Source organism: Olivibacter jilunii, from assembly GCF_900607235.1.
GTDB classification, from domain to species: Bacteria; Bacteroidota; Bacteroidia; order Sphingobacteriales; family Sphingobacteriaceae; genus Olivibacter; species Olivibacter oleidegradans.
The window spans coordinates 367,603-393,468 of the sequence record NZ_LR027852.1 but is presented as its reverse complement, the minus strand read 5'-3'; the positions used below and the strand labels follow the sequence as shown (position 1 = coordinate 393,468).

The window sequence follows — 25,866 nt, the reverse complement described above, 5'->3', positions numbered from 1 at the left end:
CATGATAAATAGCTAGTTAAGGCACACGAGCATTATTCATATCGGTGCACCTTCTTAAATGAAAGCGTTACTTATGGTCCCATAGTACCTCCTTGATATTGGTTTATAATTAGGAAAAGAATACCCTTGCTGTAATTTATGGCATTCAGCTATAATTGTTAGGCAATTGTACTTAAGAAAAAAGAAAAGGCTGAAAATTTATGTTACAAAAAGGCCTTTAAATGTTACATAAAAATCAAATAATTGTAAATCAAACAATTAAAATAAAAGAATCGCTTAAACAGGCTTAAAAGGCACGATTAAAACCATTGTATTCAAATCGCAAGAAATTGTTTTGTTGTAAAAGAAGGAAACAAAATTATTCCTTAACAATTAAGGCATATTCTTCTTGTCTATTGTCCAGGCAGGTGATTTAGAAAGCCCTGATGGATTGCCCGTAAATAACCTGGCTGCTTCACGGTCGTCTTTTAACTGCCATTTGAACCAATTGGTTGCCACCCATGCGAATTCGCCGCCATGAGGTCGGCTATACGTTCCGCCATGTCCGACGTCCATGTTTGCAACAAAAACAGGTACATGATTGATTTGCTTAAAATCATCCATTCCGTTCTGATAAGCGATGTCTGATTCACCACCTAACAAGTAGAGAGTGGGCGTATGTATTTTCTTAAGCTGATCTTTACTTAACACCGGAAGCACGGGCATCCCTTCCTTCGGATCGTCAAAAATACCGCTATTGCAGACAACTAGTGTAGTAACACGCTGATCGTCAGCAACCTCTAATGCTTGCAGACCTCCACACGACATACCACTTACAGCTATTTCGGTTGTATCCAATTTATTATAATAAGGGCTCTTCTCCTTATCGTTTTGCGTAATGGCCCAGTCAATCGCATCCAATAGTTTTGATGATTGTGAACTACGCTTTACCTGTTCCCCTGTTTCTTTGGGCATGGTACCAATGGCAATAACTAAAAAGCCATGGGAAGCGATTTCATTTAAAAAGTTTATATGTTCCCAAGGAGAATCGTAACAGGCACCGTTACCCCAAACAATGATCGGCAATTTATTCCTTTCATTAAATATACGCATATCTTTCGGTCTAAAGATGGTATGCGTTGGCAACGACGCTTCTGTAATCATCACTGCGCTATACCTTCCTGTCCCCCCCTGTTCGACAGTTCTTATATTGATTACTTGACAAAAAGATGTTTTCGCCGTGCTAAAGATGGCTAACACCACGATCATTGTCCACATTTTTTTTAATTGTTTCATACTTTAGTTTATTTATATTATAATGGTAATTGTTGCTTGCTCAACTTAAAATTTCATCCTATACAAAGGCCTCTTTATCAAGGTCACGTATTAGCTAGCTAAAGATAACAATGGTGATTGAGCACTTTGGCGAGTATTGTTTAAACCTTTAGCAAAAATGTTTAATTTAAGATCAATAAGCGGTCTTTTTTAACGAATTGTCAAATCGCTTTAATATGCAAGGCTATATTGCATATTTGAGCAATTTATCTAAGTTTGTTTATATTTAAACGCGGCAGAGCTCGATTTCAATTAATGGCAATGCCAATTTGTTTCAAAAACTCAGTTATTCTAATAGAGAAGATAGCCCTAAATGATAAAACGATGCATTTTTTTGTGGACATTGCTTTGCAGCTTTTTACTTAGTCTATCCGCGCAGGAAAATTCGCTCGCCGAGTATTTAAAAAAAGCGTATACAGCTCGTTTAAAGGCCAATTACGATCTGAATCTTAGCACCTTAAAAGAAGCCGAACAACTGAAAGGACATCCACAGGATCCGGTTCTGTTAGCTAAACTTAATACAGAACTTAGCAAGCAATATCTTGTGAATGCCGACTATAGTAAGGCTAAGGAGTATGCAAATAAATGCTTACAGCTCGGCCAACGCATCAAGAATAGAACGGTAGAAGCTTACGGGTATCTTGCAATTGCAACCTATTATAATTACCTCGACATCGGGGACTTGGCCGTAAGTAATGCCCAAATAGCCCTAAAACTAGCTAAAAATTGGGATTACTCGCTAAAATCCCGAGCTTATTACATCTTATATGGTGTTTATTCCAGTTGGGATGATGAGGTATTGAGTAAAAAGTATGCACAACTTACCATTCTTACGGCAAGGGAAAATGCCGACAATGAGATGCTTGCCAATGCATATACTGCCTATGCTACAGCGATGCAATTTCATTATGAAAAGACAAAGAAGCGCCAATATTTGGATAGCATGAAGTTGTATCTTCATAAATCGGCAAGCGTTTATAAAAAATCGCCGGAGCAGGTAGGTGTCCGTACTTATTCGATAGCTAATATTAATCTGGCTAATTATTTCTTTGAATACCAGCCGCTCCATAAGCAATCTACTCAGGACAGTATTCTTTTTTATGCAGATATTGCCAAAAAGCTTGCAAAAGCTTCTGATAAAAACTACACGATTACCGGCAATGTAAACGGTCTTTTGGCAGAAATAGCCAGTTTACAAGGTAAAAGCCGACTCGCTGAGACTTATTTAATGGATTCTTATACCCAGCTCACAAAAGCGGCAACTCCTTCGTATTATACGTTTTCCAATGTAGCACAAGGACTCAGTGATTTATACGCTAAAAGAGGAGATTTCAAAAAAGCCTTATTCTATCAAAAGAAAAAAGAAGTTTTTACTAACAAAATCTTTGATGAGCGAAAGATGCTCCAAGCAAAAAAACTGGAGGCGCAGTATGAGAACAGTAAACTATCAGAGGATATAAAAATAGCCGCTCAGAAGGCGGACAGTCAGAGGACACAAAACCTTTTATTAACTGGTATTTGTCTTCTTTTAGTGATTAGTATCTGCTTATTGGTAAACTCCTTTAAAAGCAAAACAAAACTACAGGAAGAAAAATCTCGACGTCTACAACAAGAAAAACAGGAGGCCGAGCGTAATGCCGAGCTCGGATTGAAAATGCAGGCAGAAGAGCAAGCGCGTTTACAAGCCGAACAGCAACTCTTATTATTACAAAAAGACCAGATGCAGAAAGAAGCCATGGCTGATGCATTGCAAATTGAGCGCAAAAACCGCCTCCTCCTTCAAATGAAAGATAAGCTACAAAAACTGGAAACGGAACAAAACAGGGGTTATGTAGAAAAAATCATCAAGGAAGAGATGCGCTTGGAGGAAACTGTTGAGCGATCTGCCAAAGAGTTTGAAAGCATCAACCCTGCGTTTTTTAGTAAACTAAAAGAAATGTCCAATGATAAGCTCACCCCTCTTGAACTGAAACATTGCGCATACTTACGGCTCCAAATAAACACGAAAGAAATTGCCGCGGCTTTTTATATTGAACCTAAAAGCGTACGCGTGAGCAAATACCGCATCAAACAAAAAATCGGATTGGACAAAGACACCGATCTAGATCGCTTCTTACAAGAATTGAGCTAGGTGCTATTGTTTGGCAAGAAACAAACACATCATCCTTATTACCAATCATTTAACGCAAAGACAATTAACCTTGTAGTCACTTTGTAGTCGCTACTTTTGCAACATGTAGTTACTTTGCAACGTTCTTAACTTTTGAAATAGGGTTGTCAGCGGTAGCTTTGGTATCGCCCCGTTAAAAAACACTGGATTAAAATGGTGAAAACCAATAGACCTTTTAAATAAAACAGAAAATGAGCAATCCAACGTCGAAATTACCCTTCTTAGAAATCGTTGAATGGGCCGAACAGGATCCCAATATGATGATGTGGAAGATTGCTGATGGAGACAAAGAAATAAAAAATGGCGCTAAGCTACTTGTACGCGAAAGTCAGTCAGTTTTATTCATAAACGAGGGAACTATTGCTGATGTTTTTATGCCGGGCACTTATACACTCCATACGCAAAACGTTCCTGTGTTATCACGCCTTAAAGGGTGGAAATATGGATTCGAGAGCCCCTTCAAAGCGGATGTTTATTATTTCTCTGTCAAACAATTTGTGAATCTAAAATGGGGTACTCCAGCGCCTATCATGCTACGCGATGCGCAGTTCGGGCAGGTACGAATTCGCGCCTTTGGCACATATAATGTACGTATTACAGACATTACAAGATTCTTTAAAGAATATGCAGGTACTTATCACCAGCTTACGGTCTTTGAGTTTGAGCGACAACTCCGTGATTTTATTGCTCCCCAGTTTGGTGAAGCTTTAGCACTTTCTAATATTTCTGTATTAGACATTGCTGGCAATATTTCCTTACTCAATAAAAAAATCGCCCCACTGATTCAGCCATATTTTGAAACTTTTGGTATAGAAATCACTCAATTTACCGTTACGTCCGCTACCTTGCCCGATGAAGTTACCCAATATTATGATAAAGTAACGGGTATGAATATGGTAAGCGGTGACGTAGATCGATTCCAAAAATTCAATACCGCGATTGCTATTAGCCAAGAAAGCAGCCCTGCTCAGCAAGGGGCACAACAGGGAATTGCAATGGGCATATTAATGGGACAAATGCAGGCAACGCAGCAAAATCAAACAAATTCGAAAATAAACTCACAAGACAACACCGTAAACTCTTCCGAAACGCAAGATGAATCGGTCGTGAAATTGAAAAAGATTAAAACTCTTTTCGAAAGTGGCTTAATTGACGAAGACGAGTATAAAGCAAAAAAAGCAGAAATACTATCCAAGTTGTAAACAACAATTCTATATGGAGAAACCGCTATCAATTGTTGAACGCATGGAACAACTTGCCCTTCAACAGAAACGGGAAAAATTTACTGAAAAAGAGGCAGGCGTAACAATTATTATCTGCCCGAATTGTGGAAGCGGAAGGGCCAAAGAGGATGGTCTTACCCGATGTGCCTACTGTGGATTTGAATTTTTAACGCAAAAACTAAGTAATGGGATTCATCTAAAGGATCACGACAATTCAAAATAAACAAGACTGTGATGAACTTTTTCAATCTTTATAAAAAGAACAAAAGTAGTACTACCAACACAAATACCGCAAATGACGTTGACGCCGACACATCCTTAGTTCAAAGGTTACAAACATTTTTGGGTAAACTATACCAAAGAGCAGAAGAAATGCATTCGGAAATACAGGTATCCGGACAACGCATTGCTGATGCAGACAAAGATCCTTTTAAAAGAAGCTTTTTACAATTTAAGGCGGGTATGATAGCCCAATTCACCGCCATTATACAAAAAGGGTCTAATACCTATCAAGAGGAGGTTATACCCAAAGTGTCAACTATGGAATTGGTCAAAATCTCCCAGATTTTTAACGACTGGCACGTTGGCGTTCTGAACATGATGACTTCCGCCTTTGACCAGATAAGCGAACGCGATCTGGAAAAAGAGTATGCTGATATCATGAAAACATATACACATTATAAAGATCATTTTCATTGCAAACAATGCGGAGGTAAATTGGAAATTTCAACATTCTATTTTACAGCAACCTATATCGCTTGCCCCTATTGTCGAACACAAAACACCTTTGATCCAGGCACCCAAGTTCGTTTGGTGGAACATTTAGCGCGCCCATTAGCTGAGCTGCGTTGCAATGAGCTCTATGAGCGTTATCAAGAGCATCGTCGTGCATTTGGTACAGACAGCGCCAAAGAGAAGTATCAACTATATCTTCAGGCGCTTATAGATGAAATGAATCGTATACTACCCGGCCTAACTGCTCAACATCAGAATTTTTATGATCGCCTATTAAGCGATTATGAGCGCTTCGAGCAATTTAGATAACAGTAGATAATCAAACAATTTTTAATTATCAAAATTCAATAACCATGTTTAAGAAACTTTTCAAAGGACTCACCGACAATCTGGAAGATATGGCGAAGAAAGCGGTGACAGAACAGCAAAATTCAAACACCAATAATAACAAAGACTTGTTTGATGCGTATATGCAAGGCAATTATCAGAAAGCTTTTGACACAGGCGCGGCTTCGGCGGGTTATTCAACCATGAACACCGCAACAGAAGACCCGAATGATCCGCAACTACAACCCGTGCATGGCGTTACGATATTCGACTATGCCGTAGGTGCCGCAAAGCTCGGAGAGGGTTGTACCGAAGAACAGATTTGTCGTGCCCTTGGCATAGAAAGACCCATGTGGGATGAGGCACAAGTCACTTGGAATAATCGGATGCGAGATGACAAATCCTTTAACGTAGTTAGTGTTTATTCCAAATATTTTGGTATGGTAAAAGAACATGAGAAACTTGGCGTACTTCAGCCTGATAACGCGCCCGCTACACAAGTGGAATCAGAAACTGCGAAGGCTAATCTTCAACGTCTGGAAACGGACAAGTATTATTTTTTTGAAATTCAAGGGGCTATGCAGGCAGCCTACGACAATGGAATAGACGGTGCCCAATGGCTCATTGATGAACTCGGTCTAACGGTATCACAAGTTAACAGTGCAGGTACACAATGGATGAACGATTTTAATATTATGGCTCAAATGATAGATTATCAAGACCAAAAAAAGAAGGAATACAGTGAACGATTTTCGAGTGAATCAGGCGCAAACGGCATTGTAGACGACATTAAGTTCTAGAACTTCTATCTTCCGGATCTAACTTTTTGTTAGATCCGGAAGATAAATTATAGCCTTCAACCTACCTGGTTTTTTACTTCTTGCCAGGGCATTCATTTAAACCGCTACTTTTTATCTGCTTATTTTTTACGATAACGTTATCGTAAAAAAACAGGCCGTTTTGCCCTTCATTCAAAACATATTCACCGTATTTTGCCGTTGATTATCAATAAGTAGTTCTGATGAAGCCAGGCTTCGCTCGGATTATAACTGATTACTACCAATCTTAAATGTAACTTAAATAGATTAATTATGAGCCGTAAAGTCGTTGAATCGATTATTGAAGATGTATCTTGCTCTGTATTGTTCGATATCACTCCAAAGAACCACGCTAACAGGTCTTACCTGTTATAGAACCGATCACAGAAGAGTTAAGTTTCTTTCCGAGGAGTTTATTCTCTAAATAGTGCACATGTAAAGGTTATTCGATCACCTGGCTGTATTGCTATGCCTGTCAGGCAACTGAAGAAGCCAAACGATTATAAACAAAAACAAATGATTCAATGAAAAACAGTTTAGCTAAAACACAACTGAGGCGGGGAGTTTTACTCATGTCTCTGCTGTATTCCCCGTGGTTACTGCCAAGTTCGATCACAGTAGCCAAAACATCGGAAATACTCGCCCTTTCGAAAGACTTCCAAGAACGGGAAATTAAGGGCCGTGTGCTCGATGAAAACAAGAAACCGCTTCCAGGCGCTACTGTTGCCATCAAAGGAAGTACCAAAAAAGTCTCTACGAATGAAAACGGTGCATTTGTTATCCAATCCAGTGCAGCGTCTGATGTATTGGTGGTCTCCTTTATAGGTTATGAACCGACAGAACAAATGCTTCGGGAGGGACAAGCAGAACAAATTATAATTACACTCAAGCCAGATGACGACACAGCCTTGGACGAAGTGGTCGTAGTTGGATATGGTAGCCAACGAAAACAGGACGTAACCGGAGCGGTGTCTTCAGTCAGTGCACAGTCCATTGCCGAAGTGCCCGTAACACAACCGTCACAGGCTTTGCAAGGAAGGGCTGCAGGTGTTTTTGTAACCAATACAAACAATAAGCCTGGGGGTGCTGCTACGGTTCGTATCCGCGGAAACCGTTCATTTTCTGCCGGTAACGATCCGCTATATGTCATCGATGGAATTCCCATTACCGGAGGTTTGGAGGATATTCCACCCCAGGATATCGCTTCGATGGAAGTGCTAAAGGATGCCTCTGCTACTGCTATCTACGGTTCCCGGGGAGCCAATGGTGTGGTAATTATAACCACAAAGCGGGGAACAGTGGGAAAAACGACAGTAAGCTACGATAATTGGTTTGGCTTTTCCAGTGCGTATAAGCAGATCGACATGATGAACGGCGAACAGTTTGCTGAATTTAAAAGAGAATCACGACGGGCAACAGGTAACTACGATGACAGTGATCCAAACGCCGATCAAAATACGCCCGGTTTATTCGACGCCGTGGAGCTGGCGTCTATTGCACAGGGACGGAGCACCGATTATCAAGATCTCATGTTGCAGACAGGCCATAGCATGAATCATTCCTTAAGTATTCTAGGAGGCTCGGAGAAGACGCGCTTCAATGTCAGCTTCAATTACATGAAAGACAAGGGAATTATACCTATACAAGATTTTAACCGCTATGCGATGCGGGTGAACTTAGATCACCAGATCAGTGATAGGATACGTATTGGTACTTCGATGCTCGGTAACTACAGTATTACCAACGGACAAGATTTAAATCCGTATGACGATGCGTTACTGGAAAACCCCTTAGGTGTTCCCTATGATGATCAAGGCAACCTGATCTTTCGGCCAACAACAGATGGATTACGGAGTAATCCTTTGAGTGAATTGGTACCGGGGGCCCTACTCAACAAAAACAAACGCATGCGTCTTTTTAGCAGCATTTACGGAGAAGCAACCTTAGCTGAAGGACTTACTTTCCGTTTGAACTTTGGCCCGGATCTTATTCAAAATCGGGTTGGCGATTTTCAAGGAAGGTATACGAATGCCCGTCTGGGAGGTACTGCTGCCGCACAAGGAAATGAGGACCTGGTTTTCAACTATACGCTGGAGAACATTTTGAAATACAATAAAACATTTGCCGAAAAACACGCACTGGAACTTACAGGCTTATTTGGCTTGCAACATCGGCAATTCGAAGCAACCGATATCAGTGTAAGAGGTATTCCGGTGGAGGAAATGCAATATTTTAATTTCGGTGCAGCGGAAGAAATCTTGGGTACGGGAAGTGATTTCCAACGCTGGGACATTGTATCCTACATGGGACGCGTCAATTATATATTCGATGATCGATTTTTGGCCACTGTAACCGCTCGTATAGATGGGTCGTCTCGTTTCGGAAGAAATCACCGTTACGGTTTCTTCCCTTCTGTCGCTTTGGGTTGGACAATAAGCAATGAGTCCTTCATGGAAGGTAATAACGTTTTCGATTTACTAAAACTTAGGACTTCCTATGGCGAAACAGGTAATACAGGTATAGATCCGTATGGAACACAAGGGCTCTTGCAACGGACGACTTACGCTTTTGATGAGACGGCCGGTTTTGGTTTCAGACCAAACCAATTGAGAAATGACAACTTGAAATGGGAGACCACCCGTCAGTTCAATATTGGTTTAGATTATGCCGTGCTGGGTGGCCGTATCACCGGAGCAGCTGAATTCTATACGCAGCAGACGCGTGATCTATTGATGGAAAGACAGCTTCCCTTTACATCCGGCTATGGATCCATTATGGAAAATGTCGGGTCAACAAAAAACACCGGTTTCGAATTTAGTATATCTTCCGTGAACATCAAACCCAAGGATGAGAAAGGTTTTAGCTGGAACACCGACCTGAACTTCGCTACGAATAAAGAAAGTATCACCGAACTGTACGGGGGGAAGCAAGATGATGTTGGAAACCGTTGGTTTATTGGCCATCCTATACAAGTTTATTATGATTTTGAAAAAATTGGCATTTGGCAAAGCAATGAAGTGGATGAGGCCGCCCAATACGGAAGGGTACCGGGAGAGATTAAAGTCAAGGATCAAAATGGGGATGGCGTGATCAATGATTCAGACCGTATTATCTTAGGGAATAATAGACCCACGCTTACAGGCGGTTTGACCAATCGTTTCGCCTACCACGGTTTTGATCTATCCGTCTTCCTTTATTTTAATTTAGGTAATATGATCTATAGTACCTTTCATGAAGTACATAACACGTTGTTTGGCAGGTATAACAACTTAAACGTAGATTATTGGACGCCCAATAATCCGACAAATGCTTATCCAAGGCCCAACCAAAACCAAGAGCGGCCCGTTTATAATACTAGTATGGCCTACTTTAGTGGTTCATTCCTTAAAATAAGGAATATCAATCTTGGTTATAACTTTCCAAAAAGCTGGGCGTCTAAAATTGGTGCCGAATCACTTCGCCTTTATGTAAGTGCTCAGCAACCTTTGATTTTCTCTTCTTATATCAATAAACATCAAGGGGTTGATCCGGAAGGAATCGATTTTAATTCAGATGAAGAAGAGTTGCCTGTTGACACCCCCCCTACTCGTACTTGGCTTTTTGGTTTAAACGTTAAATTTTAACAACATGAGAACAATATTAATGCTATCTATATTGACGCTTGCCCTATGTACCTCTTGCAAGCGCATGCTGGATGAGGAAATCCGTTCGCAAGTTAGCGATGAATACCTTTCAACACCCGAAGGGCTTGAAGACGGCGTTAAAGCGGCTTATTCTACCCTTCGGACTTTCCACGCTAATGAGCTGGGCATGACAATGACTGTTTTCGGAACGGATACCTATACGATGGGTTCTGACGGCTCTTACAAATTCATCAATGAGTATACATCCCAATTTGACCCCCGTACGACCTACGTGCGCGACTTATGGAACAATTTATATGTCGGTATCAATACCTGTAATGCCGTAATTGATCGCGCCCCCGATGTTGCGGATATGCCGGAAGAACAACGTAATATCCGCAGGAGTGAAGCACAATTTCTCAGGGCCTACTATTATTTCACATTGGTGCAACAGTACGGTTCCGTCCATCTTACAACCAGCGAAACGAAAGAAGCAACAACAACGGCATCACGTGCTCCGCTCACTGATATTTATCAATTGATAGAAGATGATCTAAGAGCTGCTATTCAAAATCTGCCGGCCGAACAAACCGATTATGGTCGAGCTACAAAACCCGCTGCCGAACATTTGCTTGCTCGGGTATTACTTACCCGAGCAAGCTCTGAAGCAGCAAAAGACAGTGATTACCGAGATGCGGCCGTCCTGGCTGAACAAGTAATTACTGGCTATAATTTTCACTTACTGGAAGATTTTGCTGCTGTTTTTGAGCAAGGAGCCGGCGAGCGAAATGAGGAAGTCATATGGGCGGTTCAATATACTAAAAATGCCATCACGAATGGTGCAGATGCGGACGCCGACGGAACAGGAAATTCCGCACACCGGTATTTCCTCATGGAATATGACGTTTTACCGGGAATGAACAGGAATATACAGGATGGGCAACCTTGGAAACGCTTTATGCCAACTAATTACACACTTGATGTTTTGTTTGCCGATCGCGTGAATGACACACGCTATAAAAAAAGCTTTAAGGATGTATTCTATTGCAGTAAACCAGGCACCTATAATGTAAACGGGAAACAAGTAACTTACGCCTTGGGAGATACCGCTATCTGGCTACCAGGCTACCAGCTGGATCCTGTGGTAAAGGCCTCGAAAAACTTCATGGTTATCGAGCCACAGTCGTATACCAAGAAACTATACCCGACATTAACTAAATTTTTAGATCCACAACGCCCGGATATTAATTATGAGTTCGGCTCTCGCGACTTTCTAGCATTTCGGCTTGCTGAAACCTGCTTGATCGCGGCGGAAGCTTTTATGTACAGTGGAGACATGGATAAGGCGGTTACTTACATGAATATGGTCCGAGCAAGGGCCGCGTACAATAGCACGGATGAAGCCGAGGATGCAACCCATCGTCAAGCAATGCTAATTACCGCCGCCGACCTGAATATTGATTTCATACTGGAAGAACGTGGCAGAGAATTGCTGGGTGAGCAACTTCGCTGGTATGATTTGGTAAGAACGCATCAATTGGTAACACGGGTACAAGCTTACAACCCCGACGGCGGAAAAAACATCAAGGACTATCATGTTTTACGCCCCATTCCACAAGATCAGATAGATCGAACAGAAGGTGGATCATCCAGTTTTCCTCAAAACCCCGGCTATAATTAAAAAAAAGGGCAATACGGACCTTATGGGTCTGTATTGCCCTTTTTTACATCAATCCCGTCTATTGCTTTCATTATCCTAATCTCAAAACAACCAAAATAAAATTTATAAATAAATGAATATTCACTTATATTTGCAGCCATTATGTATACCACATGAGAAATAGGGATATAGAAAAAGAGCAACTGGTAAAGCAAAAAGCAATAGAACTGATCGGAAAGGGCGGATTGGATTACTTTAGTATAAATAAGCTGGCGAAGGAGTGTAAGATTTCTGTCGCTACTATTTACATCTACTATAAGGATAAAGATGATCTGATCAGCAGACTAGCGGCGGAACAGGGCGAGACAATGGCCGACGATCTTGTACGGGGCTTGGATCCGGACGCTCCTTTTGAGCAAGGCTTGAGGACACAATGGGCGAATCGCTATTGGCAAATGCTCAATAATCAGACCCTTAGCTTATTTTTCGAACAAATTAGAAGTACTTTGTATTATAACCGTTTCATGGGAGCTTTCACAGAGAAAGCCGAGCCTATTTTGGGCGCCTTCGTTCAGCATGCTGTCGATCGAGGAGACATTCCAAATCTTCCGCTGGAAGTCTATTGGTCGGTCGCCTTTGGTCCTTTATATGGGCTCGTGAAATTCCATAATGATGGTGTAAGTTTAAACGGTCGTCCCTTTACTTTAAAAGAGGAAATGCTCTGGCAAGCTTTTGAATTGGTAGTGAAGGCATTTAAAAAATAGACTTCCCAAATATGAGTGATATCATTATGCAAAAATTTGAACACGTACTTATATTCAAAACAAGCATTGAAGATAGCAACTGCAAGCATAAAGTTGCTCGAGTGCTTGATCAGCTAGGAACCATAGAAACTTGGTCGGTTGATTTAAGCGACGAAGATTATGTCTTACGGGTAGTGAGTCCTACCCTTTCCTCCGACGATATTATGGAGTTGGTACATGGATGTGGTTTTGAATGCGAAATACTAAGCTAGCACAAATGCAAACGGAAAAAAAAGCACCCTTTACACCCTACGAACGATTGGTAATCTTAATACTGGCTTTTACACAGTTCACCATTATACTCGATTTTATGGTCATGTCGCCTCTAGGCGATATGTTGATCAAAGCCATGGACATTAGAGCCAATTCCTTTGCACTGGCTGTCTCGGCCTATGCTTTTAGCGCAGGCGCATCAGGCCTTCTCACGGCAGGATTTGCTGATAAATACGATCGTAAAAAGCTACTGCTGTTTTTCTACATTGGTTTTGTCATCGGAACACTCCTTTGTGGTTTAGCCAATACACTCTTCACCTTAGTAGCCGCGCGTGTTATTACCGGTTTATTTGGCGGTGTTATTGGTGCCATTTCCATGGCTATTATTACGGACCTTTTTACCTTGGAGAAACGTGGTCGTGTCATGGGAGTTGTACAAATGGGTTTCGGTGCCAGTCAAGTGTTGGGTATTCCCATCGGCCTGTTCATAGCAAATAGGTGGGGCTGGGAAATGCCTTTCTTTATGATCTCCGTATTGGCCATACTTATCGTTATTGCCATTGCCTGCTGGCTGCGGCCGGTTACTGAACACCTTGCCTTGCAGAGCAAGGAAAACTCACTCGTGCACCTTTACCGAACAATTGCCAATGGAGATTATCGTATTGGCATGGCAGCTACGGCACTGCTGTCGATAGGTGGCTTTATGCTGATGCCCTACGCCACTGTTTTTGCAGTTAATAATCTAGGTATTTCGCACGAACAACTTCCTGTCCTTTTCATGGTTTCGGGCTGCTTTTCGCTGGTGATGATGCCTGCTTTAGGAAAATTAAGTGACCGGATTGATAAATACAAGTTATTTGCGATCGCCAGTATTGGTCTGATGTTCATGAGTATCTTTTATACGCAACTTGGCCCCACACCATTTTGGGTGGTGCTTGTCTTCAACGTGCTCATCACTACTACCGTAATAGGCCGTATGGTACCCTCTACCGCACTTGTTAGTGCCGTACCTGAGCAGAAAGATCGCGGTGCCTTTATGAGCATAAACTCTTCCTTGCAGCAGATCGCAGGTGGCGTTGGCGCCACCATCGCAGGCATGTTGGTAAGCCAGGCAGGTAAAGATAGTGTATTGGCAGGATACAATTATGTAGGAATCGTCGTTGCCTGTGTTAGTTGCATATCGTTGCTATTGCTTTATCTAGTTAAACGCATCGTGATGCGTAAAAGCAGCTAGACGCTCTTATTCGATTGCATGAGCTTTCTTTTATTTTGTATGTATTCCCTGTGCTGTTTACCCCAAATAGCTAGGGAGTTAATTACTTCTTTCAATGAATCACTGTGTGATGTCAACTCGTAGTGGATTTGCACAGGTACGGTATTCAGCACCTTTCTTTCTATAAACTCATTCAGTTCCAGCTCTCTTAATTCTTTCGAAAGTACCTTTGGCGTAATTTCACCGATTGACTTTTCGATTTCTGTAAAGCGTGTAGCCCCCTCCGTCAGCGCAATAATCACCAACAATTTCCACTTTCCATTCAGTACATATAAAGCATCTCTAACTGCCTGAATATTTTCAGTGCACGTTTGTTTAGTGTATACGTGATCTTCCATAAAACAAAGATAGCAATTGCGACTATACCAAAGGATAGCACTATCCTTTGGTATAGTCATATCTTTTTGAAAGTACCACTGCTTACTTTTGAAAAAATTTAAAACGATGAATATATTACATATTATCTCTAGTCCTAGAGGCAAGGACTCTTTCAGTATCAAACTTGGAAATGAAATTGTGACAAGGCTTTCTGCTAAGTATCCGGGCAGCAATGTAAAAGTACATAACTTAACAGAGACGCACTTTCCACATTTAGAAGAGGCGCATCTCCATGCCTTCATGACCGAGCCGTCCAAAAGGACCGAAGCACAGGCCACTGCAATCAAACATTCGGATGAGGCCATTGCCGAGCTGCAAAAAGCCGACATCATCGTTATAGGCGCTCCTATGTATAATTTTGGTATACATTCCACTTTAAAAGCTTGGCTCGACCATGTTATGCGCGCAGGTGTTACCTTCAAATACGGAGCTGAAGGGCCTGAAGGATTGCTAATAGGTAAAAAAGTCTATTTAGCCATTTCTTCCGGTGGCATATATGCTGAAGGACCGATGCGGTCTTTTGATTTTACCGAGCCCTACCTCACGAAGGCGCTCAATTTTATTGGCCTAGATGACATCACCACTTATCGTGTTGAGGGTGTTGCTATTCCTGGTATACAAGAAAATGCTTTTGAAAAGGCCGTAGATACATTAGCAATCTGAGTTATTTTTTCGAGGTTCAAAAACCCAAAAAACAAAGCCAGCTGTTTCATCAAAGAAATGGCCGGCTTTACTTTGTCATTATTTTAATGGTGTGACAATTTTTTCATTTCTCATCTAAATCAAAACGCGCTGCTTGTGAAATATGACCGTTCCGGAGGTTTTGCACAAATCCAACCAGTTCCCATCCTTTTTCATTGAAATCGTCAGGTAAATAAAATACAATCTCTTTTTTTCCATTTAAGCTTTTACGTGCTAATTTCCTTACTACCTGTACATGTGTCAGGTTTCGACCTGCATTCTCGCCAGCTTTTACACTACTGGCTGTTGATTGTTGAACAAGTGTAAGTACCAATTCGGCCTCTTCTTGGTCAGCGACACCTTGATAATGTATTACCGCCTTTTTATTTTGTATTTTGCAACTTAAACGAAGGGACGATGAAGCCTTTTGTGCTAATTGCCGTTTGATTGCATTGAATACGGCACCTGCTTCCGAGCCGATCATTTCCTCTGAGCCATTCACAATCACCTGTGGGGTATAAATAGTTTGGAGCTTCATCCAATTGGCATATTGCTTTTGCCTAAGTGAAAATTCATGATCGCTAAATCGGTCTTTCCAACCTTGATGATCCCAATAATCCACATGAAAAGCTAAAATGTATAGCTGTTTGTTTTCATTTTCCGCTTGGATTTTTTCCATCAATTCATCGGCGGGAGGGCAACTTGAACAACCTTCAGAAGTAAATAGCTCAACAACGGCAAAACCTCCTTCATTTTTGGGCGATTGTATTTTTTTTATTTCCTTTTCATACCTGAAGTCGATAAATGCGGCAGTTGTCACCAATAAAACTGCCAAGCCCGCGGCAGAAGCAATTATTTTTAATGTGTTCATAACCTATATTTTTGATATAGGTTAAAAGTAGATAATGTTAGCAACTGAGATAAGAACGAATCTCGTGAATTGGACAAAGTCAACGATGAACTAGACAAAATCAGGACTTTGTCGCATGTATAAATCGTTGCCATCCACGATAAGCTTCGGCTACCTTTGCTACTTGCGTAGTCTTCGCAATAGGATGCCGATGATAAAGAGATTGAACGCTATCCAGGTCAGGAAAAATGTTCGCCTTGAGGCCTGCCAGAAAACCGGCACCGAAAGCGGATACATTTTTATTTTCGTTCCTGATGACTTTTGCCTCCAGTAAATCACTTAAAAACTGCACAACGAAGTTATTGCTACTTGCACCTCCGTTCACCATAAGTTCTTGAATAGGAATACCCGTGTCTTGTTTCATGGCAGATAACACATCTTGTATTTGGTAGGCAATGGACTCCAACGCTGCACGCACGATATGGTTCTTATTGCTCGAAAACGTTAAACCTTCCAAAGAGGCTTTTCTGTTCATATCCCAGAAAGGAGCGCCTAAACCGCTAAAAGCGGGTATTAGGTAAACGCCATTGTTGTCAGTTACCGATGTTGCCATGTTTTCCGCCTCCGCGAAATCAGTAAGCAACCCAAGTTCCGTTTTTAACCATGCCAAAGGTGAGGCGCAGGATACGATAATACCCTCCAACGCATAGTCCACCCGATCCTCCGTACTCCAGCAGATGGTTGAAACCATTCCGGAATTAGAATTTCGGCGCTCGGTTCCTACGTTGAATAGAATCGAACAACCTGTACCTAAAGTGGCTTTGGCGGTACCCGGATAGATGCATGCCTCTCCAAAAGCGGCGGCATGCGAATCACCAATCATTGCCTGGACAGGAAGTGCTCGTTTGAACAATCCTTCAAAATGACTCGATCCGAATGCATAGGACGAAGGTTTAACCTCTGGCAATCGGATGCCCTCCAAGCCAAAAAGAGCGATTAATTCCCGATCCCAGCTCAGTGTATTTAAGTTAAATAACAAGGTACGCGAAGCATTGGTATAATCGGTAAGATAAGCCTCTCCTTTAGTTAAACGATAGAGCAACCATGTATCAACCGTCCCAAAATAAGCTTTACCCGCCTTAATAGCCTTTTGGATTTCGGGATTATTGCGGTATAACCAAATCAGTTTAGTGCCTGAAAAATAAGGATCAATGAATAAACCCGTTTTATCATGTATAACATTACCTAAATCCAGACTTTGCATCTCATAACAAACATCAACCGATCGCTTACATTGCCATACCACCGCGTTGCACAAAGGTGAACCAAATTCGTCCCAAAGAAGAAAGGTTTCGCGTTGATTGGAAATGCCACAGGAAACGATCGCCGACAAAGAGGCACCGGTAGATTGATACTGCTGCAAACAAGCACGAACAGACTGTAAAACATTTTTATAAATATCTTCCGGATGCTGCTCTACAAAGCCCTCGCCAAAATAACTTGTTTTTAAGGGGATTGTTGCTTCTGCACAAATGTTCCCTTTACTGTCAAAAACAAGCGACTTCGTACCGCTAGTGCCTTGATCGATCGCTAAAATACAAGAACTTGCTGTCATGTTATTCTTCTTTATGATTTGCTTTGTCAATCATAACTGCTAAGAGGATAACTGCGCCTTTTACGACTTGTTGCCAAAAGGGCGAAACATCCATCAGTACCAAGCCATTATTCAATATACCGATTATCATCGCTCCCAGTACCGTCCCTGCGATCGTGCCCCTTCCTCCGGCGAGCGAAGTACCACCAATGACTACAGCTGCAATGGAATCCAGCTCATAACTTAAGCCGGCATTCGGTTGGGCCGAATTTAAACGCGACGTCACCATAATACCTCCTATCGCTGCTAAAATTCCAGCCAAGGTGTACACCCAAATTTTCACCCTGTTGATATTAATTCCCGATAACCTCGCAGCATTCTCATTACCGCCAATGGCATAAATGTATTTACCAAAGGCCGTTCGGTTCGTCAATATGATCGCTCCAATCACAATCAGTGCTGCAATCCAAACAAGAACGGGCACACCTAAAAACCAACCGGTACCGATATAGGCAAATTCCTTACCCAAAGAAGAAATTGGATACCCCTTGGTCCAAAGCATGGTAAAGCCCCTTGCAATAGTTAACATAGCCAAGGTCGCTACAAAAGGTGGTACTTTGAATTTCGTAATTACCAAGCCGTTAAAAGCCCCTAAGGCAGCTCCCACCAACAACCCGGATAATACGCCACCTAAAAGTGTAAATCCCACATAGAGATCATAAGAAGGCATTTCTATTCCAAACTTCAACAGACCGGCTACAACTGCGCCGCTAAAAGCTAAAATTGAACCCACGGATAGATCAATACCGGCTGTTAAAATTATCAGGGTCATTCCTACAGAAATACAAATATTAACTGAAATTTGTCGCAGCACATTCCATCCATTGGCAGGTGTAAGAAATTTATCGGAGAGGAAAGACAATATTACACACATTAGTACCAGTGCAATAAGCGATTGAAATTTGGCGATTTTGATACGCTGGTGAATCATTTTTCTCTTTTTAAATTAGATAGTTTTCGGAATGGCTGCCTTTAATATATTATCTTCATTAGCTTCCGCGGCTTGAAAAGTGGCAGTTAATCGGCCTTCGCTCATTACCATCACTCGATCTGATAGACACAGAATTTCCGGTAGTTCAGAGGAGACAACCACAATGGCCATCCCTTGTTCGGCTAAACTTAAGATCAGTTTATATATTTCGTTTTTAGCGTGGGGGTCAATACCTCGTGTGGGCTCATCTAATAACAATACACGGGGTTTAGTTACAAGGCATCGGGCTAGCACCACTTTTTGTTGATTCCCTCCGCTGAGATTTTTTGTTTGTTGGGTGGGCGAAGAACACTTGATCTTTAAGGAATCGACATAGTGCTGTGCCAGACTTAAGTCCTTTCTCTTATTGATAAAGCCGAACTCGCTCACTTCCTGCAGTCGACTGAGACTGACATTTGTTTTAATGTCAAGACCTAAAACCAAACCATTTTTCTTCCGATCTTCGGGTACTAAAACGATCCCTGCCTGTATGGCTTGCTGAGGAGATTTTAAACGAAGCGTCTGCCCGTCCATCAGAATCTCGCCGCTTTTACGGGTGTCATGCATACCGATGATAGTTTCCAGCAGTTCCGTTCTACCTGCTCCCATTAAACCGAACAGACCTAATATTTCACCCCGATGAACTTGAAAAGAAGCATGATCGACGACGAGGCGTTGTTTCGAATGGACATCATACAAACACAGATTATCAACTTTTAACACTACCTCTTCAGCCAGGGCCCTGGTTCCTACTTTCAATAATTGAATATCCCTACCCACCATTTTACTGATCAATACATCATGATTCACGTTACATATATCGCCACTTTCAACCACACAACCGTCACGTAACACGATGTAAGCATCTGCTATTTTGAACAATTCATCCAATTTATGAGAGATATAGACAATCGTTTTACCTTCACTTCGAAGTCTTTCAATAATATCAAAAAGCACGTCCACTTCCTGTTCACTGATAGCCGAGGTTGGTTCATCCATAATCAAGACATCGGCATCTGTCAGTAAAGCTTTGGCAATTTCTACCACTTGTTGTTGTCCAACCTTCAAATCGCGTATGAGGCAATCCACACTAAGATCAAGTTTCAATCTTTGCAGTAGACTTTGGGTTTGCTTACGCATGGTCTTCCGATCAACAAACCCCCAAGTGTCGATAAGCTCTCTTCCCAAATAAATATTTTCGAAAATCGAAAGGTCCGGAATCAAATTAAGTTCTTGATGAATGATAGCGATGCCGCTATTCTGCGCTTCCTTTGGATTTGCAAAATGCATTTCACGCCCCTTGTATACAACCTGCCCCTCGTAGGAGGTATATACACCTGACAGTATTTTCATAAGCGTCGACTTCCCAGCTCCATTTTCACCGATAAGTGCAGTAACTTTCCCCGGCATCAACTGAAGGTTAACATTATTAAGCGCAGTTACTCCTGCAAATCTCTTGGTAATATTAACGGTCTCTAACATCTTGATCCTTTTTATCGTTAGTTTCCAATCGTTCCAGCTGTAGAGGAATAATAGTTGCTTCTGTTAGTTGCGGAGCTTTTGTGCTTAAACCAAGGGCACCTGTAAATCGAAGGCTATCGCCGGGCTTGAAGTTCTCCGAGATAGGCACTATCTCCTTACGAACTAACTCATTAATCTTTTCAGAGAGCTCATTGAACACCATCGTATTATCAAAAGAGTCTACCGCTATCAAGCCAGCTGCGTCTCTTGCTGCCGTTCCGTATATGTATTTTGTCGCTAGCTTAATGGCTGGCTTTGTGTCACTTCGGCTCCATATATAATCGGAGTCCGTTTGCACAACCACACCGGCGCCTGTCACCATAAAATAGCGAAGGTCTCCATCGCTTACTGCATGAGAATAGCTTGCAAAGGCTTGCGAAGCATTTTCCACCAGCGCCCTACGAAGCAGAGTAATATCCACAAATTCAGACTTGGCGTTAGGAATAAGCTTAAACAAGTAATTCTTAGCATAACTATCAATATTAAGATCCTTGACACTTGCCTTAACCCTCTGAAGGCTTTTGAAGTAAACAGAATGGTAAATCAAAGTGGCACCTATAAGGGCCATGAATACATATTTAAGTCCGCGCTTCATCATATTACTTAGTTTTTTTGCCATAAGCAATATATTGGTTGATATTTTCCTGCGTCACAACATCCACTGCAATCGGTAGCTTCTTACGAAATGTCCGCTCTCCTTTGAAGTAAGCATCTGCAAACTTAGCCGCTTTCTCAGCGATTACTTTAGGAAATTGCATGGCGGTAGCCTGTATACGGCCATCTGCAACTGCATGTACGGCATCTTCGGCACCGTCGAAGCCATATATTTTTATCTGATCTTGCTTTCCCGCTGCGACCGTTGCTTGATAAGCGCCCATTGCCATGGCATCATTTCCACAAAAAACACCCTTAATATCCGGATGTCCCTGTAAAATAGATTCCATTACTTCCATGGCTTTATTGCGGTCAAAATCAGCGCTCTGTTGAGCTACCATTTTCAAATTGGGGAAATTATCCACTACGCTATGGAAACCTTTGGAGCGATTCCAGGTATTGTTATCCGAAACAATACCCAATATTTCCGCATAATTCCCCCGTCGCTCCAAATCGTTGGCAAATAATTCACCCAATTGTACACAGGCCGCATAGCTATCCGATAGGATCTGTGAAGTGGCTGCAGATCGCGAGTTAATCTCCCGGTCCATGCAAAAAACCGGGATGCTGGCTTCCATTGCCTTTGTTGCATTTACGACAGAGCCTTCCGCATCCGTGGGATTAAACAAAATAGCATCAAAGCCGGCGGCTATTGCATTTTCAAAATGATCCGTTTCTAAAGCTGTATTATTTTGAGAATCGAAAATCTTAGCGGTATAACCCAAAGCTTGTGCTTTTTCCGCGGCAGATTCTGCCAAAAAGACAAACCATGGATTATTGAGCGTAGAAACTACGATCGCGATTTGCTTCTTTTGGTTATCTTTATTCCTACCACCGCAACCAAAACATAGCAGCAGCAATAAGGCCCATACTTTTAGATGGTTCATAAAATGGTTTGTGTTAGTTTATAAATGCCGATGTATAAGGTGTTTCTTATGTCATCGTGTTCAGTAGGGTTAAAGCGGCATCCGCTAAACCTACTTCCGAAATACCGTAATGATTAAAAATCTCAATTTGTGATCCGGTGACGGTATATTCATCCGGTATCCCAACAATTTTAAAAGGTTTTCGATAATCGTGTTGTAGAAGAAAAGATGCGCAGGCTTCCCCAAGTCCTCCGTTTATACTATGCTCTTCTACCGTCACAATCGCCTTTGCATTTGCTGCAAAGTATTGCAGCAATTCGGTATCTAATGGCTTTATGGTATGCATACTTACCACGGCAATATCCAAGTTCCGCTCGCTCTTCAGTTTTTGCGCGGCCATTAAAGCCGGATAAACAGTTTCCCCCGTAGCGATAAAAGCCAAATCTTGTCCCCTTCTAACAACCCTACCCTTTCCTAAAGTGAAGCTGTCAGTTGAATCCTCTGTCAGCAAAGGCATAGGTTTCTTTCCAAAACGCAGATAGATGGGCTGATCCAGGTGATAAGCTTGCAAAATAGCTTGTTCCGTTTCATAATTATCAGCCGGTGCCACAATTTTCAAGTTGTTAATGGCTCTAAGTGCTGCAAAATCGTGTAAGCTGTGGTGAGTGGAGCCCAAAGCTCCATAACTGACACCCGCACTGATACCGATGAGGCGCACCGGATTATCCGAATATGCGACATCATTTTTAATCTGTTCCAAGGCTCTTGCCGTTAGAAAGCAAGCGGGAGACACCGCAAAAGCCTTTTTACCCGTAGAAGCCAAACCTGCAGCTACCCCAACCAAATTCTGTTCAGCAATGCCGACCTCTACCATTTGGGTCGGATATTTTTTACCGAAAGGCACAAGCTTACCTGACCCCCTGGAATCGCTGGTAATCACTACGACATTGCGGTCGCCCGTTGCCAAATGCTGCAAAGTCGCAGAAAACACTTCCAAATTCGGTTTGGTAACCTGCAAATCGTCTGTTAATACATTTCCCATAATGTTTATGCACTTAGTTCCGCTACTGCTTGCGCATATTGCTCCTCATTCGGAACACCATGATGCCAGCTAATATTATGCTCCATGAAACTCACACCTTTGCCTTTCACCGTATGAGCGATAAGCATACTAGGCTTTCCTACCTCAAAAGGTACACTTTCCAATGCATCTTTTATTGCCGCTAAATCGTGGCCATCCACATGTTTAACCGCCCAACCGAAGCTTTCGAATTTCAGATCCACGGGATCGGTGTTACAAACGTCCGCTGTCGATCCGGTAATTTGTAAATTATTCTTATCTAGAATGGCACATAGATTATCAAGCTTATAGTGTGCTGCCGTCAGGGCTGCTTCCCAATTGGATCCCTCAGGCAATTCGCCATCACCCAATAAGGTAAATACCCGGTAATTTTTTTCATCCATTTTTGCTGCCAATGCAGTGCCGACACTAATCGGCAAACCGTGTCCAAGTGCCCCCGTATTTTGTTCTACGCCATTTACCTTACGGGTAGGATGTCCTATATAGTGTGATTGGTAACGGCATAGTGTATTTAAATCGCCTTCCGAAAAAAAACCTTTATCGGCCAATACTACAAATAGGGCTTCTACACAATGCCCTTTACTCTGAATATAGCGATCTCGATCAGGCGATTCAAAGTTGTCCGGACTAACATTTAACACCACGTTATACAGTACATTTAGAATATCAATGCATGATAGGCTCCCTCCCGTATGACCGGCATTTGCGCCCACTATATATTTTAAAATCTTTTGACGATACTCCTTTGACTTCGCAATTAATTCACTTACTATCATAACTTTACGATTTAATTTTCGGGACAGTGTTGATAAACTTCCCAGCCCATATAATTCCCCAAGGCTTCTTTCAAGATGCCCGCCGTGTTGGAGGCATTCATAACCACATGATGCTCAAAACCGTTACGACACACGTATTGCATCAAACGCTGTAAGTCCGGAATCTGTGCTACCGCACGATTTCCAAAAGTATTCAAAGGGTCGTCTGTAAGCGTTCCTTCTCCAATATATGCTTTGATGATGCCTTTAGGATCATCCGTACTAATACGTCCATACGTCAAAGGAGAAGCCGGCGTGCGACCGTCGAGCGCTCCATACGTATTTTCGACACCAACGGAAGTACCTAAAATGGGGGCATTGCTAATTTCAACGTCAGGCAGGAATGACTTTGCCCAATTACCACAATGGAAAAGCACACATTTATTGGCATCATCGGCATAGTTATTATTCCAGTCGACCAAAGCACTCGGCGAGCTCGAAGCCAACTGCATCGCATACATGCTTAATGTTCCCGTCACGTCCACCTCACAGGCACTTGGTAGCATGTTTTCACTCATGATGCTCATGCTGGTACATACATTACAGCCATAGTTTGTTTGAAGCGACGTCCAACACTGGATTGCTGTAGCGTCCAAATCATGTTCTACCATAAACTGATTTAATACCACATCCAGCTTGGCAATCTGTATCATTGCTTCATCAGGGGTTTTCCCTTGTGAAGCGTAAGCGTTAATTCTGTCGAGATGCTCTTTTACCGATGCATCCTCTTTAGTCAAACGATTGGCTCTACCTAAGATCTCGGATAAGTCGACGGTAATGACTGAAATACCATGGCGCTGTAAAAGCTTTTCGCTATACCGAACCGTATTGAACCCGCCAGGCCTAGCTCCCACAGCACCAATCCTTAAACGTTTCAATCCACCTACCACACGACAGACGGCTAAAAAATCAAGCACTTCCTGAGCAAAAGCGGGATCCTTTGGATGCAACACATGTTGATTCGTAAGGGTGTATTTTATTCCATATTGATATAGATTATTGCATACCGAAATCTTCCCACACCATGAATCACGTCGCCTGGCAAGGTCCAATTTGTTCAATTCATCCGGATAGGCCTGTACTAAAACAGGGACATCCAAACCAGCCAATTTTAGGGTTTCGGCCACACCACGTTCATCACCAAAATTAGGCAATACCATTAATATGCCCACTATTTCCGAAGCATGTCTCCTAAACAGTTCGGCGCATCGTTGGGCATCTTTAAAAGTTTCCACGCCTCCTAATTTTGTCTGAAATTCGTCCAGCACGACGTAATTTATGTGCAACCTTTCGAGCTGTTCCATAATCTCAAGGCGTGCTTCCGAAACCAATTTATCCGGAAAAAAATCGCGGTTTCCGATAATAACGCCTAAAGTCCCCTTATTATTCATATCGAATGTTTATATGTTAGTTTAGTTTATGCTTTAAGCAAGTAGAATTTCGATATCATTTTCTTCAAACACCTTCTTGTCACGCTCATTGATATCAGAGTCTGTAATGACATAATCCACTAAGGATAATGCACCAAGGCTGGCAAAAGAGCTTTTTCCGATTTTTGTTGAATCTGCCACCAAATACGTTATTTCCGCGGCATCAATCATTGCTTTTTTCACTACAATATCGCTGATACTGGGATAGGTCAAACCAGCCTTCAACGAGAGTCCGGCTGTAGCAAGAAAAAGTTTCTGCACATAAATACCCTGAAAAAAATCAGCCGCCTTTTGTCCGGTAAGCGACAAGGTAGGTGGTTTAAATTCACCTCCTGTAACAATTAAGTCAATACCCGGTTCGGTCCCGAGCATCATGGCTATGTTCAGGGCATTGGTAATAACGGTAAGGTTCTTAAAACCCTTCAACTTCTTGGCAATTTCCGTTGTGGTTGAACCGGAATCAAGAATAATGCTGTCACCACTCTCAATATATTCAATACATTTACTCGCTATCTTTTCCTTTTTATCTAGGTTGTCTTGGTTACTAAGTGATAAGGTTCTTACTTTATCTTCTATATTTTTCAAATAAGCCCCTCCATGTTCCCGAACCAGAGCGCCCTCTTTTTCAAGCTTCTCCAAATCCTGCCGAATCGTAACTTCGGTTACTTTGAAGATTTTTGCCAGATTAATCACTTTGGCAAAACCGTCTTCCTTAAGCAACTCGATTATCTTTTCCCTTCGTTGGTTAGGCATTACCGTTTCTGACATATGCTTTCGTTTATTTTTGTTTTATTTTCGAAATCAAAA

At 42.0% G+C, this 25,866-nt stretch carries 23 protein-coding genes; 11 read left to right on the top strand and 12 right to left on the bottom strand.

What is annotated here, in order from left to right; genetic code table 11:
• Positions 1 to 372 precede the first annotated feature (372 nt).
• Positions 373 to 1,275: an alpha/beta hydrolase family protein gene (locus E0E36_RS17855; protein WP_130857149.1), complete on the bottom strand. Its 903-nt coding sequence runs from the start codon at positions 1,273 to 1,275 to the stop codon at positions 373 to 375.
• A 352-nt stretch (positions 1,276 to 1,627) separates the two neighbouring features.
• Here E0E36_RS17855 and E0E36_RS17850 point away from each other — a divergent pair, with 352 nt between their 5' ends.
• From E0E36_RS17850 to E0E36_RS17805, 10 genes are all read left to right on the top strand, one after another.
• Positions 1,628 to 3,445 (top strand): helix-turn-helix transcriptional regulator, encoded by a 1,818-nt coding sequence (locus E0E36_RS17850; protein ID WP_130857148.1) that lies wholly within the window; start codon positions 1,628 to 1,630, stop codon positions 3,443 to 3,445.
• Between the two features lie 230 nt (positions 3,446 to 3,675).
• Positions 3,676 to 4,686 (top strand): SPFH domain-containing protein, encoded by a 1,011-nt coding sequence (locus E0E36_RS17845; RefSeq protein ID WP_013665905.1) that lies wholly within the window; start codon positions 3,676 to 3,678, stop codon positions 4,684 to 4,686.
• A gap of 13 nt (positions 4,687 to 4,699) precedes the next feature.
• On the top strand, positions 4,700 to 4,930 hold the full coding sequence (locus E0E36_RS17840; protein ID WP_130857147.1) for a hypothetical protein: 231 nt from the start codon (positions 4,700 to 4,702) through the stop codon (positions 4,928 to 4,930).
• 11 nt (positions 4,931 to 4,941) lie between these two features.
• Complete coding sequence (locus tag E0E36_RS17835) at positions 4,942 to 5,751, top strand: hypothetical protein (RefSeq protein WP_130857146.1); 810 nt, start codon at positions 4,942 to 4,944, stop codon at positions 5,749 to 5,751.
• 44 nt (positions 5,752 to 5,795) lie between these two features.
• On the top strand, positions 5,796 to 6,569 hold the full coding sequence (locus E0E36_RS17830; protein WP_130857145.1) for a DUF6620 family protein: 774 nt from the start codon (positions 5,796 to 5,798) through the stop codon (positions 6,567 to 6,569).
• Positions 6,570 to 7,111: 542 nt separating this feature from the next.
• Positions 7,112 to 10,210, top strand: coding sequence for a SusC/RagA family TonB-linked outer membrane protein (locus tag E0E36_RS17825; RefSeq protein WP_130857144.1), 3,099 nt, complete (start codon positions 7,112 to 7,114; stop codon positions 10,208 to 10,210).
• A 4-nt stretch (positions 10,211 to 10,214) separates the two neighbouring features.
• The gene (locus tag E0E36_RS17820; RefSeq protein WP_130857143.1) at positions 10,215 to 11,891 is read left to right on the top strand and encodes a RagB/SusD family nutrient uptake outer membrane protein; all 1,677 of its coding nucleotides are present in this window, start codon (positions 10,215 to 10,217) and stop codon (positions 11,889 to 11,891) included.
• Positions 11,892 to 12,043: 152 nt separating this feature from the next.
• Positions 12,044 to 12,634, top strand: coding sequence for a TetR/AcrR family transcriptional regulator (locus tag E0E36_RS17815; RefSeq protein ID WP_130857142.1), 591 nt, complete (start codon positions 12,044 to 12,046; stop codon positions 12,632 to 12,634).
• Between the two features lie 11 nt (positions 12,635 to 12,645).
• Positions 12,646 to 12,885 (top strand): hypothetical protein, encoded by a 240-nt coding sequence (locus E0E36_RS17810; RefSeq protein WP_130857141.1) that lies wholly within the window; start codon positions 12,646 to 12,648, stop codon positions 12,883 to 12,885.
• Positions 12,886 to 12,890: 5 nt separating this feature from the next.
• Positions 12,891 to 14,120, top strand: coding sequence for an MFS transporter (locus E0E36_RS17805; protein ID WP_130857140.1), 1,230 nt, complete (start codon positions 12,891 to 12,893; stop codon positions 14,118 to 14,120).
• Here E0E36_RS17805 and E0E36_RS17800 read toward each other — a convergent pair.
• Positions 14,117 to 14,557, bottom strand: coding sequence for a winged helix-turn-helix transcriptional regulator (locus E0E36_RS17800; RefSeq protein ID WP_130857139.1), 441 nt, complete (start codon positions 14,555 to 14,557; stop codon positions 14,117 to 14,119). The genes E0E36_RS17805 and E0E36_RS17800 overlap by 4 nt on opposite strands.
• A 46-nt stretch (positions 14,558 to 14,603) precedes the next feature.
• Between E0E36_RS17800 and E0E36_RS17795 the strand changes: the two genes are divergently transcribed.
• Positions 14,604 to 15,200: an FMN-dependent NADH-azoreductase gene (locus E0E36_RS17795; RefSeq protein ID WP_130857138.1), complete on the top strand. Its 597-nt coding sequence runs from the start codon at positions 14,604 to 14,606 to the stop codon at positions 15,198 to 15,200.
• A 103-nt stretch (positions 15,201 to 15,303) separates the two neighbouring features.
• Here the strand turns inward: E0E36_RS17795 and E0E36_RS17790 are convergent, their stop codons facing one another.
• The 10 genes from E0E36_RS17790 to E0E36_RS17745 all read right to left on the bottom strand — a co-directional run bounded on the left by E0E36_RS17790 (position 15,304) and on the right by E0E36_RS17745 (position 25,827).
• Positions 15,304 to 16,089, bottom strand: coding sequence for a DUF1223 domain-containing protein (locus E0E36_RS17790; RefSeq protein ID WP_130857137.1), 786 nt, complete (start codon positions 16,087 to 16,089; stop codon positions 15,304 to 15,306).
• 100 nt (positions 16,090 to 16,189) lie between these two features.
• Entirely contained in the window at positions 16,190 to 17,683 is a 1,494-nt protein-coding gene (locus E0E36_RS17785; RefSeq protein WP_130857136.1) for an FGGY family carbohydrate kinase, read from the bottom strand.
• Between the two features lies 1 nt (position 17,684).
• Positions 17,685 to 18,653 carry an ABC transporter permease gene (locus E0E36_RS17780; RefSeq protein WP_013665892.1) on the bottom strand — a complete coding sequence of 323 codons (969 nt, stop codon included), beginning with the start codon at positions 18,651 to 18,653 and terminating at the stop codon, positions 17,685 to 17,687.
• A gap of 15 nt (positions 18,654 to 18,668) precedes the next feature.
• Positions 18,669 to 20,174: a sugar ABC transporter ATP-binding protein gene (locus E0E36_RS17775; protein ID WP_130857135.1), complete on the bottom strand. Its 1,506-nt coding sequence runs from the start codon at positions 20,172 to 20,174 to the stop codon at positions 18,669 to 18,671.
• On the bottom strand, positions 20,158 to 20,832 hold the full coding sequence (locus tag E0E36_RS17770) for a DUF2291 family protein (protein WP_130857134.1): 675 nt from the start codon (positions 20,830 to 20,832) through the stop codon (positions 20,158 to 20,160). The genes E0E36_RS17775 and E0E36_RS17770 overlap by 17 nt, the downstream gene beginning before the upstream one ends.
• Positions 20,813 to 21,754 (bottom strand): D-ribose ABC transporter substrate-binding protein, encoded by a 942-nt coding sequence (locus E0E36_RS17765; RefSeq protein ID WP_130857133.1) that lies wholly within the window; start codon positions 21,752 to 21,754, stop codon positions 20,813 to 20,815. The genes E0E36_RS17770 and E0E36_RS17765 overlap by 20 nt, the downstream gene beginning before the upstream one ends.
• Positions 21,755 to 21,800: 46 nt before the next feature.
• Positions 21,801 to 22,775, bottom strand: a complete 975-nt coding sequence (locus tag E0E36_RS17760; RefSeq protein WP_013665888.1) for a transketolase family protein — start codon at positions 22,773 to 22,775, stop codon at positions 21,801 to 21,803.
• A gap of 5 nt (positions 22,776 to 22,780) precedes the next feature.
• Positions 22,781 to 23,590 carry a transketolase gene (locus E0E36_RS17755; RefSeq protein ID WP_130857132.1) on the bottom strand — a complete coding sequence of 270 codons (810 nt, stop codon included), beginning with the start codon at positions 23,588 to 23,590 and terminating at the stop codon, positions 22,781 to 22,783.
• 11 nt (positions 23,591 to 23,601) lie between these two features.
• On the bottom strand, positions 23,602 to 25,020 hold the full coding sequence (locus E0E36_RS17750) for an L-fucose/L-arabinose isomerase family protein (protein WP_130857131.1): 1,419 nt from the start codon (positions 25,018 to 25,020) through the stop codon (positions 23,602 to 23,604).
• Positions 25,021 to 25,053: 33 nt separating this feature from the next.
• Complete coding sequence (locus E0E36_RS17745; protein ID WP_013665885.1) at positions 25,054 to 25,827, bottom strand: DeoR/GlpR family DNA-binding transcription regulator; 774 nt, start codon at positions 25,825 to 25,827, stop codon at positions 25,054 to 25,056.
• Positions 25,828 to 25,866 lie beyond the last annotated feature (39 nt).